This window comes from Bradyrhizobium sp. (assembly GCF_030654605.1).
Taxonomy (GTDB): domain Bacteria; phylum Pseudomonadota; class Alphaproteobacteria; order Rhizobiales; family Xanthobacteraceae; genus Bradyrhizobium.
On the sequence record NZ_JAURXB010000263.1, the window covers coordinates 1 to 15,794 of the forward strand.

Below are 15,794 nucleotides of genomic sequence, written 5' to 3' on the forward strand. Positions count from 1 at the left end.
GGATATCCCGACCCCGACATTGCGCGAGGGCAGTCCCTGCGTCCTCGAGACCGAACGGCTGATGCTGCGCAGGCCGACGCTCGCGGACGTAAAAGCGATCGCGGCTCTGGCCAACGACCGCCGCATTGCAGAAATGACCCGCCGTCTGCCGCATCCCTACACCCAGGATCACGCTATCGAATCCGTGCGCGCGATCGCGGACGATGCTCGCGGGACCGTGTTCCTGATCGAAAACAATTTCGTGCCGGTCGGCATGGTCGGCGTCGACTGGCGCGAGCAGGAGGCGCCGGAGCTCGGCTACTGGCTCGGCGTCGAACATTGGGGCCAGGGTTTTGCCACCGAGGCGGCGCGCGCCGTGATCGATTTCACCTTCGAAGAGTTCGAGGTCGAGCACCTGATCTCCGGCGCCCGGGTCGCCAACCCGTCGTCGCGCAACATTCTGGAGAAATGCGGCTTCCAGTGGAGCGGCGTCGAGTTGCACCGCTTCGAGGCGCTGGGATCATCAACCCCGGTCGATCGCTTCCGGCTGAGCCGAAGCGTGTGGTCGTCGCTGAAGAACTGGAACAGTTCGACACGGCATGGGGTGTAACAGATAGTGGTCGTCCCCGCGAACGCGGGGACCCATAATCCCGGTCGCTTGTCGCGGGCGGGATGTTGCTCCAGCCTTCGCAAAATTGACTGCGGTGGTTATGGGTCCCGGCTCAAGGCCGGGACGACGGGTTGATGGAGTTCAGCTCTCACGCCGGCGGGTTGACCACCGGCTCCTCGCGCCCGAGCCTTTGTTCACGCCAGAAAATATAGCTCCCCGCGCCGATGATGATGGCCGCGCCGATGATGGTCGGCGGCTGCGGTACGTCGCCCCACACGAAATAGCCGAACATCACCGCCCAAACGATCATCGAATATTGATACGGCACCACCACGCTGGCCGGTGCGAGTTTCAGCGAGCGGTTGACGCAGAGCAACGCGCCGACCGAGATGAAGCCGGCCGCAGCGAACAGACCGAGGCTGCCGAGGCTGGGCGTCACCCAGCCGAACGGCGCCATCAGCGCGCCGAGCGCGAAGGTACCGACAAATTGCGAGGTCGCCAGCACGATATCCGGCGTCGCCCGCAGCGAGCGGGTAATCAGCATCAACAACGCGAACGACAGGCTGCCGCCGAGCGCGATCATGGCGGGCCAGCTCACCGTCTGTGCCGACGGCCGCAGCGCGATCAGCACGCCGCAAAAACCGATCAGGACCGCGGTCCAGCGCCGCCAGCCGACATGCTCGCGCAGCACCAGCGCCGACAGCGCGGTGACGAAAATGGGAGCCGCCAGATAGTATGTGATGACGTCGGCGAGCGGCAGATAGACCGTCGCGATGAAGAACGCCGCGACTTCGAGAGTGGAGAGCGTCACCCGCAACAACTGCAGCCACGGCCGCTCCAGCCTGCCGAACGCAGCGCGCTGCCGCCAGACGATCGGCAGCAGCACCAGCAGCGCCGCGCAGGCGCGCAGCCACAGCAATTGCCCGACCGAATAGGTCGCGACCAAGAACTTGCCCAGCGCGTCGCCGAACGAGAACATGAAGATCGCCAGCAGCATCAACCCGATGCCGGCCAACCGCGCGGAACGCTCGTCCAGCCCGGTCGAGATTTTTGCAAGCAGAGTCATGGTACCCGGGCGTTTCCCATTTCTTCTTTGCGATGGCTCGCTCCGGCCATCGGCGTCTTTTGCGCATGACTGTTTTAAAGACGTGGATGCCCGGGACAAGCCCGGGCATTACGAATTAGGTCGAACGGATTGCCGCAGCAACACCTCTGCGATACGGATGAGCCGCAAATTCAGAGGAAATCAGGCATGACCGAGTTCGATCCCGCCGCGCACCGCATGGTCCGGGAACAACGCTGGTTCGAGGATTTCGTGCTTGGCGAACGCTTTGTCATCCCGAGCCGCACCCAGACCTCGGCGGTGTTCGCCGCATTCCAGACCGCCAGCGGCGACACCCATCCGATCCATTACGACGTCGAATATTGCCGCGCCCGTGGCATGCCGGACCTGTTGGCGCATGGCTTCCAGACCCTGGTCCACACCGCGCCGGGAGCCGGCCTGTTTCCCTATATCGTCGAGGAATCGCTGGTCGGCTTTCTCGAGCAATCGAGCAAATTCCTGAAGCCCGTCTATGCCGGCGACACCATCTATCCGGCGCTGGAAGTGACCGAGCTGGTGCCGGGCCGCAGCACCGGCGTGGTGACCCTGCGCAGCACCGTGTTCAACCAGCGCCGCGAACTGGTGCTGGAGGGATTACAGAAATTCCTGATCCGCCGGCGGCCCGCCTAGGGGCCGCCGGCAGGTCGATGCGTGACGGCTTGCTCAGACGCCGGTCTGCGAGATGAACTTGGTGTTGAAATAGGCGTCCATCGCTTCGGTGCCGCCCTCCGAACCATATCCGGAGTCCTTCACACCTCCGAACGGCACTTCCGGCAGCGCCAGACCGAAGCTGTTGATCGAAACCATGCCGGCTTCGATGTTGGCGCCGATCGCGGTGGCGGTCCTGGTCGAGCTGGTGAAGGCGTAGGAAGCGAGACCGAACGGCAGGCGATTGGCCTCTTCGGTCACCTCGTCGAGCGTCGAAAAGCGCGAGATCAGCGCCAGCGGTCCGAACGGCTCCTCGTTCATGGCGCGGGCATCCTTCGGTACGTCGCTGACGACGGTCGGCTCGTAGAAGTAGCCCTTGTTGCCGACACGATGGCCGCCGGTCTCGAGCTTCGCGCCCTTGCTGATGGCGTCCTGCACCATGCCCTCGATCGCCGTGACGCGGCGCGGATTGGCGAGCGAACCCATTTTGGAATTGGGGTCCATGCCGTTGCCGACGTTCATGGACCGGGCGCCCTCGACGAACTTGTCGACGAATTCGCGGAACACGTCGTCCTGCACCAGCATGCGGGTCGGCGAAATGCAGACCTGGCCGGCGTTGCGGTATTTCGCCGCCGACAGGATTTTCGCCGCGGACGTCACGTCCGCGTCGTTGAAAACGATCGCCGGCGCATGCCCGCCCAGTTCCATGGTGGCGCGCTTCATGTGCAATCCGGCCAGCGCCGACAATTGCTTGCCGACCACGGTCGAGCCGGTGAAGGAGATCTTGCGGATCACCGGATGCGGGATCAGGTATTCCGAGATCTCCGACGGCACGCCATAGACGAGATTGATCACGCCATCCGGCACGCCGGCGTCCGCAAATGCGCGGATCAGCTGCGCGGGCGACGCCGGGGTTTCCTCCGGCGCCTTGACGATGATCGAGCACCCCGACGCCAGCGCGGCGGAGAGCTTGCGCACCACCTGGTTGATCGGGAAATTCCACGGCGTGAACGCCGCGACAGGACCGACCGGCTCCTTGATCGCCATCTGATAGATGCCTGGCCCGCGCGCCGGAATCAGCCGCCCGTAGGCGCGCTTGGCTTCCTCGGCAAACCACTCGATGACGTCGGCCGCCGCCATCGCTTCCATTTTGGCTTCGGCCAGCGTCTTGCCCTGCTCCATGGTCAGCAGCGGCGCGATTTCGTCATTGCGCTCGCGCATGATGGCGGCGGCCTTGCGCATGATCCTGCAGCGGTCGAACGCCGATACCGCGCGCCAGACCTTGAAGCCGGCGGCTGCAGCGGCCAGCGCTTCGTCGAGGTCGGATTTTTCCGCGTGCGCGACCGTCCCGATCGTCTCTTCCGTCGCGGGATTGAGCACTTCAATGGTCTTGCCGCTGTGGGCCGGACGCCATTTGCCGTTGATGAATAATTGGGTGTTCGGATAGGCCACGAAAACTTCTCCCTGATCGGAATTTATGGGCGCAACATGCGAATAGTCCTGCAAAAGATCAAGCCGGCGCCGGAGGATTACGCCGGGCCGGCGAGAGATTCGGCATGGCGGGTCATTTCCGGACCCAGATAATTGCGAAACCTCGGCTCCTTCACCAGCGTGCGGAAATCCGGTTGCCGGGTGACGCCGCCGTCTGCGACCAGCAGAAATTGCTCTGATATCTCGGCGAGGATCTCCAGATGCCAGCTCGCGGTCGGGTGCAGGCACAGCACCACCAGCCGACCCTCGGCGCGCAGCTTGCGGAAGAAGTCGAGCATGAAGCCGATATAACCGTCCTGCAGGTTGAACTGCGGCTCGTCGAACAGATGCACCATCGGTGCTGCAGTCGGCGACGCCTGCAGGAACGCGGACGGCACCAGCTTGCGAAAGCGGCGGACCTGATAGGACTGGTGATAATGGATCGCCAGCCGGTCGCGCTCGCGATATTTCACCCGATGAATATCGGTGCCGGCGACATAGACATGGCCCGCCGAGGGTACGTTGGAGCCAGTCATCATCTCGAACAGCGTGGTCTTGCCGGCGCCGTTCGGCCCGACCACCCCGATGATCGCGGGCGCATCGATCACGAGGTCGGCCTCCAAGGTGAACGTCGGACGGCGCACGATGCGCCCGCGTGTGTAAACCTTGCGGACGCGATCGAGGGCGAGTAGCGGCGCGGCCATCAGTGAACTCCAAGCAGGCGTGCGCGCAACGCGCCGTCTTCGCGCAAGGTTTGGGCATCGCCGGTCCAGGCAATCCGGCCACGGTCGATCACGGCGGCATGGTCGGCGACCGAGAGCGCGATCTCGGCATTCTGCTCGACGACCAGCGAGGCGACGCCCGCCTCCCGCAGCTTGCGGATCGTGGCCAGCACGTCGCCGACGATCTTCGGCGCCAAGCCCTGGCTCGGCTCGTCGAACAGGATCAGGCCGGGGGCGCCGACCAGGGCGCGGGCGATCGCCACCATCTGCATCTCGCCGCCGGACAGGTTTTCGCAGTCGCGCTCCATCAGATATTCCAGCGGCGAGAAAATCTCGCAGGTCTCCTTGATGCTCCAGGCCCGAAACGGCGTGCGCTTTTGCGCGATGCGCAGATTGCGCGCCACCGTCAGGGTCGGGCACAGCCGGCGATCGTCGGGCACCCAGCCGATGCCGGCACGGGCGATCTCGTGGGTCGGGCTGCGGGTCACGTCGCGGCCGCCGAAGCGGACCGCGCCTCGCCGCGGGCGGGTCAGGCCGAGGATCGAGCGCAGCATCGTGGTCTTGCCGGCGCCGTTGGGCCCAAGCAGCGCAAACACTTTCGCGCGCGGCACCGCAAGTGAGGCGCCGAACAGCGCCTGGGTCTCGCCATAAAACGTATCGACCGCGTCGACTTCGAGGATCATGCGAACCGCCCGAGGTTGGAGCGTTTGACCCATTCGTTCTGCTGTAATTCATGCGGCGTGCCGCGCGCGACCACCTGGCCCCAGTGAATCACCGAGATGCGGTCCGCCAGCGCGAACAGGAATTCCATGTCGTGCTCGATCGCCACGATGGTGAGCTTGCCTTTCAGCCGTCCGACCAGCGCCGCCAGCCGCTGCACACCGTCGGAGCCGAGGCCCGAGGTCGGCTCATCCAGGCACAGCACGCGCGGCCCCTGTGCGAGCGCCACCGCGATTTCCAGCGCCCGGCGGTCACCATAGGAGAGGTCCCTGGCGCGAATATCGGCCTTGTCGGCGAGGCCAACGGTGGCGAGGATTTCCATCGCGCTCCTGGCAAAGCCGCTGTCATTGGCGGCGGCGTGGCGCATGTCGAAGCCGCGAGCCCGAAACGCCGGGAGACCCACGGTGACGTTCTCGCGCGCGGAAAACTCGTCGAACAGCGTCATGATCTGGAACGAGCGGGCGACGCCGTGGGCGGCGATGCGGTGCGAGCTGAGGCCAGTGACGTCCCTGCCGTCGAGCCGGATCGAACCGCGGCTCGGCTTCACGCGGCCGGTGAGCACATTGAAAAACGTGGTCTTGCCGGCGCCGTTCGGCCCCATCAGGCCGTGGAATTCGCCCTCGGGCACCGCAAGATCGATGCTTTCCAGCACCACGCGGTCGCCGAACCGGACATGTATGCCTGCCGCTTCTATCAGCGCCATCGTTCGCCTCCGAACAACAGGCGCATGGCCGAGTTACCTTGCCGCCGGATCAGCGAATGCTTCTGGAACGCAGCCGAGACAGCCCCGGCGATACCCTCGGGCCGGAACAGCACGATCGCGATGAACAACAGTCCAAAGTACAGCATCCACGCATTGGTCAGCGCCCCGATCACGTCGCGCGCGATCAGGAACACGAAGACGCCGACCACCGGTCCCCAGAAGCTGACGAGACCGCCGCCGACCAGGGTCATCATCACGACGTAGCCGGATTGATGCAGGCTCATCACGTCGGGGAAAGCCGCGAGTTGCGCCATCGCGAACAGGCCGCCGGCCAGGCCAGAGATCGCCGCCGAAAGCGTGAAGATCGAGGCCTTGTAGAGCCAGACGTTGTAGCCGAGATGCGCGGCGCGGGTTTCGCTCTGCTTGATCGCGGCGACGATCCGGCCATAGGGCGAATGCGTCAGCCGCCACATCGCCACCACGGCCAGCGCAAACAGCACCAGAACGAAATAGTAGAACGCGACATTGTCCGACAGGTCGAACCTGGCTACGCCGAAATCCGCCGGCAGCCGGGCGATCTTCAGAAGACCGTCCTCGCCGCCGGTAATACCGTGCGACTTGATCGCCAGCGTCCAGAAAATCTGCCCGAAGGCGATGGTCATGAAGGCGTAATAGATGCCGCGCCGGTGCGAGATGAACAGCGCCACCAGCGCGCCGGCGAGCCCCGCGACCGCAAATGCCGCCACCAGACAGACCCAGAGATTGGCGACGACGTTGAACTGGCAGAGGCCGAATGCATAGGCGCCGATGCCAAAATAGGCGCCGTGGCCGAACGACGGCAGCCCGGCGGTTCCCAGCACCAGATTGAATGCCAGCGCGTACAGCGACCAGATCAGGATCTCGATTCCGAGATAGGGATAGAGCCCGACGCGGGCGATCCACAGCGGCACCGTGGCCAGCACCAGCCACAGCACCAGCATGGCCGGCGTAACCAGACGCGTGGCGTCGGACGAAGGTTGCGGGGATGTCGTCATGCTTCGAGCACGCTCTTCTTGCCCCACAGGCCGCGGGCGCGGACGGTGACGACCGCGACCAGCAGGATGTACATCGACAGCAGCGACCATTCCGACGCATAGGCTCCGGACAGGCCGACGCAGAGCCCCACCAGCAGGCCGGCCACGATCGCGCCCCAGAAGCTGCCGACGCCACCGAGCACGATGACGAGAAACGCAGGGATCACGGCATCGACGCCCATATGCGGACGAATGCCCCAGATCGGCGCCACGATGATGCCGGCGATGGCGGCCAGCATGGTTCCGAGCACGAATACCAGCAGCCGCAATCGCGTGAGATTGATGCCGAGTGCGCGCACGATCTCGCTGTCATGGGCGCCGGCCTTGACGGTGGCGCCGAACGAGGTCTTTTCGATCACCAGCCAGACCATGCCGATGATCGCGACCGAGATGCCCGCGGCGTAGAAGCGATAGGTCGACCAGATCAGATCGCCGAACAGGAAGCCGCCGGAGACCGCCTGCGGCACCTGCAAGACGTAGTCGCGGGTGCCCCACACCAGCCGAATGGTTTCCTCGATCACCATCGCGGCGCCGAAGGTGAGCAGCAGGCCATAGAGCGGATCCTTGCCATAGGTGCGGCGCATACAGAATTCGATGGCGGTGCCGACGATGCCGACCGCGACCGGCGCGATCACCAGCGTTGCCGCATAGCGCCAGCCGAGCGGCAGCGCGAGCCAGGCCTTTGCCAGCTCGGCCGGAAACGGCGGGCGCGATCCCATCAGCTGCATCGCGAAATAGGCGCCAAGTGCGAACAACGAGCCGTGCGCCAGGTTGATCTGCTCCATCAATCCGACGATCAGCATGAAGCCGAGCGCAATCAGCGCGAACAGCAGTCCAAGCGTCAGGCCATTGAGGAGATGCGGAAGAAGGTCGAACAAGCTCTGTCTCGTTTTTGTTATTCGCAAGGCGGCTGCCCGGACTCTGAGTGAGAGCCCGGGTAACCGCGGACCAGGTGTACAGCGCGGATCGACCGGCCGGGGATCAGGAGTCGACGGTCGGCACCTGCTCGTAGGGAACGAGCTTGCACTTGGCGGCGGCAGCCGCATCCGCGGCAGCCTTGGGCTCGGTCCAGCTGATGAGTTCGAACAGGTCGGTCTTGTCGACCGGCTTGGTATTGCGGCGCGCCAGATAGATGGTCTGCTGCATCTGGTGGGTGACCGGGTCCATGTAGGCATCGAAGTGCTGCATGCGGTCGGTGGCGGAGACCTTCAGGTTTTCCAGTTCCTTGATGATCTTGACGTTGTTGGTCGAACCGGCACGCTCGATCGCCTTCAGCAATTCGCGGGTCGCCATGTAACCGTTGTAGGAGACGTTGCCCGGAACGGGGATGCCGCCTTCCTTGTTGGTCGCCTGCCATTTTTTCACGAATTCCGCGACGCCGGGCAGCGGCAGCTTGTGATACCAGGTGGTGCCGAACACGCCGAACAGGCTGTCGGGGGAACCCCACACGTCGGGCCAGTCCTGCTGGTTGTTGATCCAGGCCGGCTTGCCGTCGAGCTTGAGCTGCGCGACCTGCTCGCGCAGCGCCTTGATGTCGTCGCCGCCGATCGCGGTCGCCACCACGTCCGGCTTTGCCTGTTGAATCTTCAACAGGTACGCCGTGAAGTCGCGGGTGTTCTGCGGCACCAGCAGATTGTCGACGATCTTGCCGCCGGAGCTCTCGACCAGTCCCTTGGTCGAAGCCGAGGTGGTGTGGCCCCAGACATAGTCGTTGGTCAGCAGCATCCAGTTCTTGCCGATCGAATCGACCGCGTTCTTGACCGACGCCTTGGAGAAGTTGGTGCCGTTGCCGTCCCAGACGAATTTGACCCGCGAACAGTTTTCGCCGGCCTCGCTCGGGGCGGACGAATTGGTGTTCATGTAGATCACGCCGTATTTGCTGGCGACTTGCGTGATCGCGTTGGCTACGCCGGAGTGGATCGCGCCGAGCAGGATGGTGCAGTCTTCCCGTGTGATGAAACGCTCGGCGACCCGGCTGCCGGTAGCCGGCGTGGTTTCGGTGTCGGCGGTGATCCAGATGACCTTGCGGCCCATTACGCCGCCTTTGGCGTTGAACTCGTCGATCGCCATCAGGATGCCGCGCATGTCATCCTGACCGCTGTTGCCGTACTGGCCGCTGGCATCGCAGGTCAGCCCGAGCTTGATCGGCTTGGCGGCGCCCTGCGCCCAGACCCGGTTTTCCTTCCAGGGGCCGAAGAAACTGCCGGTGCCACCGATGACGCTGGCCATCAGGCTGCCCTTCAGAACGCTTCGCCGCGAGATCCCACGCTTCTTCATCGTTCCCTCCCAGGGGCTGTTTGAACGTCTGCCTAGTTTTCTAGTTGCGGCTATTAGAATGAACGTTCTATTGTTGCCTGTAAAGTGGAATGTTTGAACCAAGTGGCGAAACGCCGCGATCGGGTAGAGTGCGCCGATGAACAAGCCTGCCGACAAATTCATGAGTTATGACGAGCTGCGCGGCGCGATCGCCCAGCGGCACCGGGCGCTGTCGGGCCGATTGCAGCAGATCGCCGAATTCGTGCTCGATCATCCGACCGAGGTGGCGCTCGGAACCGTGGCGGAGGTCGCGGCGCGCTCCGGCGTTCCGCCCTCGGCGATCGTCCGCTTCGCGCACGCGCTGGGCTTCGGCGGTTTTACCGAGATGCAGCAGGTGTTCCGTTCGCGGCTCGTGGCCGGCGTGGCGCCGAGCTACAAGGCGCGGCTCGCGCGGATGAAGCACGAGGAGAAATCGATCCTGGGCCGCAAGCCCGCGGCCGTACTCGGGCGCTTCGTCGCGGAGGCGCAGTCGGCGTTGGTGACGTTGAGCCAGTCGGCGCATGCGCGCGAACTGGACGCCGCCACCGCCATCCTGGCGAAGGCACGCGACATCTACCTGCTCGGCCTCGGCGGCTCGTTTCCGGTCGCCACGCATCTGGCCTATGTGCTGCGAAAGCTTGGGCGGCGCGTGATGCTGCTGGACGGGATCGGCGGCAGCATCCACGAGCAATCCCATCCGGCCGGTCCGGAGGATGCGCTGGTCGCCATCAGCTTCCGAAACTATTACCCGGATACGGCGCGGCTGTTTCCCGAACTTGTGGCGCGCGGCGTTCCCGCGATCTCGATCACCGACAGCCTGCTGAGCCCGATCGTCGAGGGCGCCAGGGTGGTGTTCGAAATCCAGGACATGCCGGAGCCGGCGCTGCGCACCCTGGTGGCGCCGATGTGCCTGGTTCAGGCTCTCGCCATCGGCCTCGATCTGGCGGCAGACTGACGCTTCCGCATTCCATTTGAAGGAGAACGACATGGCTTCACACGATGCCGCACGACCGCTAACGGGCAAGGTGGCGCTGGTGACCGGCGCCGGACGCGGGCTCGGCCGCGCCTTTGCCGAGCGGCTCGCCAACCTGGGGGCCGATGTAGCGATTCACGGCATGCGCGAGGACGGACCGGCCGAATATGGCGAAGGCACCACGCTTACCGCCGTCGCAGAAGCGGTGGCGGCCGATCACGGCGTGCGCACGGTCCGCGTGCTCGGCGATTTGACCAAAGGCGACGACATCGAGCACATTATCGAGACGACCTCCCGCTCACTTGGGGCGATCGATATCCTGGTCCACAATGCCGGCGGCGATATCGCCGCGGCCGGCGGCAAGCCCGATCCCAACGATGCCGTCGGCATTCGCGAGCAGGACGTGCGCGCGGTGCTGGACCGCAACCTGCTCTCGACCATCCTGACCTGTCAGGCGGTGGCGCGCGGCATGATGGAACGCCGTACCGGTCGCATCGTCACCATCGGCTCGGTCGCCGCCTTCAAGGGCCGTACCCAGGGCTCGATCTATGCCGTCGCCAAGGCCGGGGTGACGCACTACACGCGCTGCCTCGCCGATCAGTTGCGGCCCTACGACATCACCGTGAACTGCATCGCGCCCGGCGACACCCGCACCGGCCGCTTCATGGGCACGCGCGCCGTGGATCAGGCGCGCATGGTCGAAACCGGCACGCTGGACCGAATCGCCACCATCGACGAGGTGGCGCGGGTGGTCGAGGTGTTTGCCGGCCCGCTCGGTGCGTTCGTCTCCGGCCAGGTGCTGCGGGTCGATGGCGGCGGGCAGTGCTGGCCGGGGTGAGGCCTTTCGGATCAGGCCAATTCGCGCCCGTTCACCCTATCGCGGGGAACATTGTCAAAAGCCTCAAAAAGGCCTGAAAATGCGAGCTTTTGGCTCATATTCCGGCATCTAAAGGTTGCCCCATGGGCGCCCCTGCACTACCTGTAGCCCATGAAATTCCTTGACGAAGCAAAGGTCTATATCCGCTCCGGCGACGGTGGAAACGGCTGCGTGGCGTTCCGCCGCGAAAAGTATATCGAGTTCGGCGGCCCCTCCGGCGGCAATGGCGGCCGCGGCGGCGATGTCATCATCGAAGTGGTGGACGGGCTGAACACGCTGATCGACTACCGCTATCAGCAGCATTTCAAGGCGCAGAAGGGCACCAATGGCATGGGCAAGGACCGCCATGGCGCCAACGGCAAGCCGATCGTGCTCAAGGTGCCCGTGGGCACCCAGATCTTCGACGAGGATCGCGAGACCCTGATCCACGACTTCACCGCGCTCGGCGAAAAATTCGTGCTGGCCGAAGGCGGCAATGGCGGCTTCGGCAACGCGCATTTCAAATCGTCCACCAACCGCGCCCCGCGCAACGCCAATCCGGGCCAGGAAGGCGAAGAGCGCTGGATCTGGATGCGGCTGAAACTGATCGCCGACGCCGGCCTGGTCGGCCTGCCCAATGCCGGCAAGTCGACCTTCCTCTCCGTGGTCAGCGCCGCCAAGCCGAAGATCGCCGACTATCCGTTCACGACGCTGCATCCGCAGCTCGGCGTGGTCGATGTCGACGGCCGCGAATTCGTGCTGGCGGATATTCCGGGCCTGATCGAGGGCGCGCATGAAGGCGCCGGCCTCGGCGATCGCTTTCTCGGCCATGTCGAGCGCTGCCGAGTGCTGCTGCACCTGGTGGATGCGACCTGCGAGCATGCCGGCAAGGCCTACAAGACGGTGCGGACCGAGCTCGACGCCTATGAAGGCGATCTCGCCGACAAGATCGAGATCGTGGCGCTGAACAAGATCGACGCGGTGACGCCGGACGAATTGAAGAAGCAGAAGGACCGGCTGAAGCGCGCGGCGAAGAAGACCCCGCTGCTGATCTCGGGCGTCACGGGCGAAGGCGTCAAGGACGCGCTGCGGGCGCTGGTCGAGGTGATCGGCGAAGCCCCGGTGTCACTCAAGGCCAAGGGCACCCCGGCCGAGCCGTGGTCGCCGGCGCCGCAGGGCTGATATCAGCCCTGACATCAGCCCTGACTTGCGCCGGTTCCGGCCCGCTGCGAAACTCGCAACAACCGCTTCACTCGACTGCATCCATGACCCGCCCCAGCCTGAAAAATTTCCGCCGCATCGTCGTCAAGGTCGGCTCCTCGCTGCTGATCGACTCCGACGCGGGCGAAGTCAGATCGGCGTGGCTCGCAGCGCTGGCCGCCGACATCGCAAAACTGCACGGCGAGGGCCGCGAACTGCTGATCGTCTCCTCGGGCTCGATCGCGTTGGGCCGCAGCCGCTTGAAGCTGCCGCGCGGCGCTTTGAAGCTCGAGGAAAGCCAGGGCGCCGCGGCGGTCGGACAGATCGCGCTGGCGCGGATCTGGTCGGAGGTGCTGGGACATCACGGCATCGGCGCCGGGCAGATCCTGGTGACGCTGCAGGACACCGAGGAACGCCGCCGTTACCTCAACGCGCGCTCGACCATCGCCAAGCTGCTGGAATGGCGCGCGGTGCCTGTCATCAACGAGAACGATACCGTTGCCACCAATGAAATCCGCTACGGCGACAATGACCGCCTCGCCGCTCGCGTCGCCACCATGGCGAGCGCCGACTTGCTGATCCTGCTGTCGGATATCGACGGCCTCTATGATGCGCCGCCCGGCGCCAATCCCAACGCCAAGCTGATTCCGATTGTCGAGAGCGTCACCTCGGAAATCGAGGCGATGGCGGGTGCTGCGGAATCCGAACTGTCGCGCGGCGGCATGCAGACCAAGATCGAGGCGGCCAAGATCGCCACCACTGCCGGCACCCACATGCTGATCGCCTCCGGCAAGATCGAGCACCCGTTGCAGGCCATTGCCGATGGCGGGCCCTGTACCTGGTTCCTGACCCCTGCCAACCCCGTCACCGCGCGAAAGCGCTGGATCGCGGGCTCGCTGGAGCCGAAGGGCACGCTGACCATCGACGCCGGTGCCGTGAGCGCGCTGCGCGCCGGCAAGAGCCTGCTGCCGGCCGGCGTGATCCGGATCGATGGGCAATTCGCCCGTGGCGACGCCGTGGTGGTGCGTGGCCCCGACACCCACGAGATCGGCCGCGGCCTCGTCGCCTACGACGCCGACGATGCCGAGAAGATAAAGGGCCGCTCGTCGCCGGATGTGATGATCATCCTCGGCATCAGCGGCCGGGCGGAAATGATCCACCGGGATGATCTGGTGATGGGTACGTCGCGGGGGTGAGGTTACCGCAGGTCGTCGGCATCGATGTCCCGTCGGCCATTCATAACACGCACGACTCCGATACCGTGGGACTCCGGAACATAGAAGACAATGTAATTTCCGACGGGAAAGCTACGGAGCTTCGATGCCAGCTCGCTTCGTGCTCGGCCGGCGAACGGATTCTGCGCTAACATGTCCAGCGCCTGTTCGATGCGATCGATCAGTGCATCCGCAGCCCTCAAATTGTCTTCGGCAATGAATTCCCAGATCGACGCGATGTCGATCTCAGCTTGTGGGCTCTTGCGCGCTCTATTTGCCATTCTTGGCAGCCAGCCGCTTTCGTCCCTCCGCCTTTATTCTCGCGAACATATCGCCGACCTCTTCCATCGGCCCGCTGTCAAAGCCCTTTTGAATTTCGACACGCAGCGCTTCGAGCTTGGCCTTGCGGCTTTCTTCGCGCTCCTCGATCAGGCGCAGCCCATCACGCATGACCTCGCTTGCCGTGCTGTAGCGGCCGCTCTCGATCAGGCTTTCGATGAAACCTTCGAAATGCTTGCCGATGCTGTAACTCGTCGCCATGGTCCCGTCTCCGTGATCCTCACAAAGTAATATTTAATGCTATACCCAGCAAGTGCTGCGTTGGCTGGCCGCTGGCCCAGCAACGTTGTTTCTCTCAGTCGGCCAATGGCCGAGCTGTCCATCAGTCGGCTCCTGCCGCCAGCCATGCCCTCTCCGCCCTTCGCAAAACCGGGATTTCCGTGCTAGGACATGGCCTTAATTGACCAGGGAACCGCCATGAGCGCGCCGCTGAAGGCGATCGACGGCAACGTCGATTTGCCTGCCTTGATGACCGGGCTTGCCTCCCGCGCGCGCGCCGCCGCCCGGGTGCTCGCGCTTGCCTCGCCGGAGCAGAAAAACCGGGCGCTGGAGGCGATCGAGCGCGCCATCCGCGCCAATGCCGCTGATATCCTCGCCGCCAATGCCGAAGACGTCGCGGAAGTCCGCCATGGCGGCGCGACCTCAGCCTTCATCGATCGCCTGACACTGACCCCGGCGCGGATCGAGGCGATGGCTGACGGCGTCGCGACCGTGCGCGGGATCGCCGATCCCGTAGGCCTCGTCACCGAGAGCTGGCAGCGTCCGAACGGCATGACCATCGAACGCGTGCGGGTGCCGCTCGGCGTCGTCGCGGTGATTTTCGAAAGCCGCCCCAACGTCGCCGCCGATGCCGGCGTGCTGTGCCTGAAATCCGGCAATGCGGTGATCCTGCGCGGCGGCTCCGACAGTTTCCGCTCCTGCCGGGCGATCCACGATTGCCTGGTGCAGGGTCTTCGCGAGGCCGGCCTGCCGGAAGCCGCGATCACGCTGGTGCCGACGCGGGACCGCGCCGCGGTCGGCCTGCTGCTGACCGGATTGAGCGGCGGCGTCGATGTGATCGTGCCGCGCGGCGGCAAGAGCCTGGTCGCCCGCGTCGAGGCTGAGGCCCGGGTGCCGGTGTTCGCGCATCTGGAAGGCGTCAACCACGTCTATGTCGATGCCGCCGCTGATCCCGAGATGGCCAAGTCGATCGTGCTGAACGCCAAGATGCGGCGCCCCGGCGTCTGCGGCGCGGCCGAAACCCTGCTGGTCGATCGTGCCGGCGCGCCCACGATGCTGAAGCCGCTGGTGACGATGCTGATCGACGCCGGCTGCGAAGTGCGCGGCGACGACGCGGTGCAGCGCGTCGATCCCAGGGTGAAGCCGGCTTCCGAGGAGGACTGGGACACCGAATACGAGGACGCAATCATGTCCGCGAAGGTCGTCGACGGCGTTGGCGAGGCGATCGCGCATATTCACGACCACGGTTCGCACCACACCGACGCGATCGTGACGGAGAACGCGGATATCGCCCAGAAATTTCTCAACGAGGTCGATTCCGCTATCGTGCTGCATAACGCCTCGACCCAGTTCGCCGATGGCGGCGAGTTCGGCATGGGCGCGGAAATCGGCATCGCCACCGGCAAGATGCACGCGCGCGGCCCCGTCGGCGTCGAGCAGCTCACCTCGTTCAAATATCGCGTCCGTGGTGCAGGACAGGTGCGGAAGTGACACCGGAGGAGGGCGTTCCGGCTCCCTATCTCCGCATGCCGCATGTCGAGAAGGGCATGTCGGTCGGCCTGTTCGGCGGCTCGTTCAACCCGCCGCATGCCGGTCACGTGCTTGTCGCCGAGATCGCGCTGCGGCGGCTGGAGCTCGACCAGCTCTGGTGGATGGTGACGCCCGGAAACC

Annotated in this window: 17 protein-coding genes and 1 pseudogene; 8 read left to right on the forward strand and 10 right to left on the reverse strand. The window is 64.9% G+C overall.

What is annotated here, in order from left to right:
- The coding region (locus Q7U29_RS23790; protein WP_304745410.1) for a GNAT family N-acetyltransferase at positions 1 to 589 on the forward strand (589 nt) is incomplete at its 5' end.
- Between the two features lie 148 nt (positions 590 to 737).
- Here the strand turns inward: Q7U29_RS23790 and Q7U29_RS23795 are convergent.
- A complete protein-coding gene (locus Q7U29_RS23795) occupies positions 738 to 1,655 on the reverse strand; it encodes a DMT family transporter (RefSeq protein ID WP_304745412.1) in 918 nt (305 codons plus the stop codon).
- A gap of 186 nt (positions 1,656 to 1,841) precedes the next feature.
- Between Q7U29_RS23795 and Q7U29_RS23800 the strand changes: the two genes are divergently transcribed.
- Complete coding sequence (locus tag Q7U29_RS23800; protein ID WP_304745414.1) at positions 1,842 to 2,321, forward strand: MaoC family dehydratase; 480 nt, start codon at positions 1,842 to 1,844, stop codon at positions 2,319 to 2,321.
- Between the two features lie 33 nt (positions 2,322 to 2,354).
- Here the strand turns inward: Q7U29_RS23800 and Q7U29_RS23805 are convergent, their stop codons facing one another.
- The 7 genes from Q7U29_RS23805 to Q7U29_RS23835 form a co-directional block, all read right to left on the reverse strand.
- On the reverse strand, positions 2,355 to 3,791 hold the full coding sequence (locus tag Q7U29_RS23805) for an NAD-dependent succinate-semialdehyde dehydrogenase (protein WP_304745416.1): 1,437 nt from the start codon (positions 3,789 to 3,791) through the stop codon (positions 2,355 to 2,357).
- A 77-nt stretch (positions 3,792 to 3,868) separates the two neighbouring features.
- A complete protein-coding gene (locus tag Q7U29_RS23810; RefSeq protein ID WP_304745417.1) occupies positions 3,869 to 4,513 on the reverse strand; it encodes an ATP-binding cassette domain-containing protein in 645 nt (214 codons plus the stop codon).
- On the reverse strand, positions 4,513 to 5,214 hold the full coding sequence (locus Q7U29_RS23815; RefSeq protein WP_304745419.1) for an ABC transporter ATP-binding protein: 702 nt from the start codon (positions 5,212 to 5,214) through the stop codon (positions 4,513 to 4,515). Before Q7U29_RS23815 ends, Q7U29_RS23810 begins: the two co-directional genes overlap by 1 nt.
- A complete protein-coding gene (locus Q7U29_RS23820; protein WP_304745421.1) occupies positions 5,211 to 5,954 on the reverse strand; it encodes an ABC transporter ATP-binding protein in 744 nt (247 codons plus the stop codon). The genes Q7U29_RS23815 and Q7U29_RS23820 overlap by 4 nt, the downstream gene beginning before the upstream one ends.
- Entirely contained in the window at positions 5,945 to 6,988 is a 1,044-nt protein-coding gene (locus Q7U29_RS23825; RefSeq protein ID WP_304745423.1) for a branched-chain amino acid ABC transporter permease, read from the reverse strand. The genes Q7U29_RS23820 and Q7U29_RS23825 overlap by 10 nt, the downstream gene beginning before the upstream one ends.
- Positions 6,985 to 7,905 carry a branched-chain amino acid ABC transporter permease gene (locus Q7U29_RS23830; RefSeq protein WP_304745425.1) on the reverse strand — a complete coding sequence of 307 codons (921 nt, stop codon included), beginning with the start codon at positions 7,903 to 7,905 and terminating at the stop codon, positions 6,985 to 6,987. The genes Q7U29_RS23825 and Q7U29_RS23830 overlap by 4 nt, the downstream gene beginning before the upstream one ends.
- 103 nt (positions 7,906 to 8,008) lie before the next feature.
- A complete protein-coding gene (locus tag Q7U29_RS23835; RefSeq protein WP_304745427.1) occupies positions 8,009 to 9,304 on the reverse strand; it encodes an ABC transporter substrate-binding protein in 1,296 nt (431 codons plus the stop codon).
- A gap of 136 nt (positions 9,305 to 9,440) precedes the next feature.
- Between Q7U29_RS23835 and Q7U29_RS23840 the strand changes: the two genes are divergently transcribed.
- The 4 genes from Q7U29_RS23840 to proB all read left to right on the forward strand — a co-directional run bounded on the left by Q7U29_RS23840 (position 9,441) and on the right by proB (position 13,547).
- Entirely contained in the window at positions 9,441 to 10,277 is an 837-nt protein-coding gene (locus tag Q7U29_RS23840; RefSeq protein ID WP_304745429.1) for a MurR/RpiR family transcriptional regulator, read from the forward strand.
- Between the two features lie 31 nt (positions 10,278 to 10,308).
- Positions 10,309 to 11,133 carry an SDR family NAD(P)-dependent oxidoreductase gene (locus tag Q7U29_RS23845; RefSeq protein ID WP_304745430.1) on the forward strand — a complete coding sequence of 275 codons (825 nt, stop codon included), beginning with the start codon at positions 10,309 to 10,311 and terminating at the stop codon, positions 11,131 to 11,133.
- A 150-nt stretch (positions 11,134 to 11,283) separates the two neighbouring features.
- Positions 11,284 to 12,333: a GTPase ObgE gene (obgE, locus tag Q7U29_RS23850; RefSeq protein ID WP_304745432.1), complete on the forward strand. Its 1,050-nt coding sequence runs from the start codon at positions 11,284 to 11,286 to the stop codon at positions 12,331 to 12,333.
- 83 nt (positions 12,334 to 12,416) lie between these two features.
- Positions 12,417 to 13,547 carry a glutamate 5-kinase gene (proB, locus tag Q7U29_RS23855; protein ID WP_304745434.1) on the forward strand — a complete coding sequence of 377 codons (1,131 nt, stop codon included), beginning with the start codon at positions 12,417 to 12,419 and terminating at the stop codon, positions 13,545 to 13,547.
- Positions 13,548 to 13,549: 2 nt separating this feature from the next.
- Here proB and Q7U29_RS23860 read toward each other — a convergent pair whose 3' ends face one another.
- Both Q7U29_RS23860 and Q7U29_RS23865 read right to left on the reverse strand, forming a co-directional pair.
- Positions 13,550 to 13,846 carry a type II toxin-antitoxin system RelE/ParE family toxin gene (locus tag Q7U29_RS23860; RefSeq protein WP_304745436.1) on the reverse strand — a complete coding sequence of 99 codons (297 nt, stop codon included), beginning with the start codon at positions 13,844 to 13,846 and terminating at the stop codon, positions 13,550 to 13,552.
- Positions 13,836 to 14,105, reverse strand: coding sequence for a type II toxin-antitoxin system ParD family antitoxin (locus Q7U29_RS23865; protein WP_304745438.1), 270 nt, complete (start codon positions 14,103 to 14,105; stop codon positions 13,836 to 13,838). The genes Q7U29_RS23860 and Q7U29_RS23865 overlap by 11 nt, the downstream gene beginning before the upstream one ends.
- A gap of 216 nt (positions 14,106 to 14,321) precedes the next feature.
- Here Q7U29_RS23865 and Q7U29_RS23870 point away from each other — a divergent pair, with 216 nt between their 5' ends.
- Both Q7U29_RS23870 and Q7U29_RS23875 read left to right on the forward strand, forming a co-directional pair.
- A complete protein-coding gene (locus tag Q7U29_RS23870; RefSeq protein WP_304745440.1) occupies positions 14,322 to 15,614 on the forward strand; it encodes a glutamate-5-semialdehyde dehydrogenase in 1,293 nt (430 codons plus the stop codon).
- A 35-nt stretch (positions 15,615 to 15,649) separates the two neighbouring features.
- Positions 15,650 to 15,794: pseudogene (locus tag Q7U29_RS23875) on the forward strand (nicotinic acid mononucleotide adenylyltransferase); the annotation flags it as partial.

Excerpts from the sequence above, each read along its gene's own strand:
- Q7U29_RS23865 (WP_304745438.1), bottom strand. The coding sequence starts at position 14,105 with ATGGCGACGAGTTACAGCATCGGCAAGCATTTCGAAGGTTTCATCGAA.
- Q7U29_RS23870 (WP_304745440.1), top strand. The coding sequence starts at position 14,322 with ATGAGCGCGCCGCTGAAGGCGATCGACGGCAACGTCGATTTGCCTGCC.
- Q7U29_RS23810 (WP_304745417.1), bottom strand. The coding sequence starts at position 4,513 with ATGGCCGCGCCGCTACTCGCCCTCGATCGCGTCCGCAAGGTTTACACA.
- Q7U29_RS23815 (WP_304745419.1), bottom strand. The coding sequence starts at position 5,214 with ATGATCCTCGAAGTCGACGCGGTCGATACGTTTTATGGCGAGACCCAG.
- Q7U29_RS23860 (WP_304745436.1), bottom strand. The coding sequence starts at position 13,846 with ATGGCAAATAGAGCGCGCAAGAGCCCACAAGCTGAGATCGACATCGCG.
- Q7U29_RS23820 (WP_304745421.1), bottom strand. The coding sequence starts at position 5,954 with ATGGCGCTGATAGAAGCGGCAGGCATACATGTCCGGTTCGGCGACCGC.
- Q7U29_RS23840 (WP_304745429.1), top strand. The coding sequence starts at position 9,441 with ATGAACAAGCCTGCCGACAAATTCATGAGTTATGACGAGCTGCGCGGC.
- obgE (WP_304745432.1), top strand. The coding sequence starts at position 11,284 with ATGAAATTCCTTGACGAAGCAAAGGTCTATATCCGCTCCGGCGACGGT.
- Q7U29_RS23835 (WP_304745427.1), bottom strand. The coding sequence starts at position 9,304 with ATGAAGAAGCGTGGGATCTCGCGGCGAAGCGTTCTGAAGGGCAGCCTG.
- Q7U29_RS23800 (WP_304745414.1), top strand. The coding sequence starts at position 1,842 with ATGACCGAGTTCGATCCCGCCGCGCACCGCATGGTCCGGGAACAACGC.
- Q7U29_RS23845 (WP_304745430.1), top strand. The coding sequence starts at position 10,309 with ATGGCTTCACACGATGCCGCACGACCGCTAACGGGCAAGGTGGCGCTG.
- proB (WP_304745434.1), top strand. The coding sequence starts at position 12,417 with ATGACCCGCCCCAGCCTGAAAAATTTCCGCCGCATCGTCGTCAAGGTC.
- Q7U29_RS23795 (WP_304745412.1), bottom strand. The coding sequence starts at position 1,655 with ATGACTCTGCTTGCAAAAATCTCGACCGGGCTGGACGAGCGTTCCGCG.
- Q7U29_RS23825 (WP_304745423.1), bottom strand. The coding sequence starts at position 6,988 with ATGACGACATCCCCGCAACCTTCGTCCGACGCCACGCGTCTGGTTACG.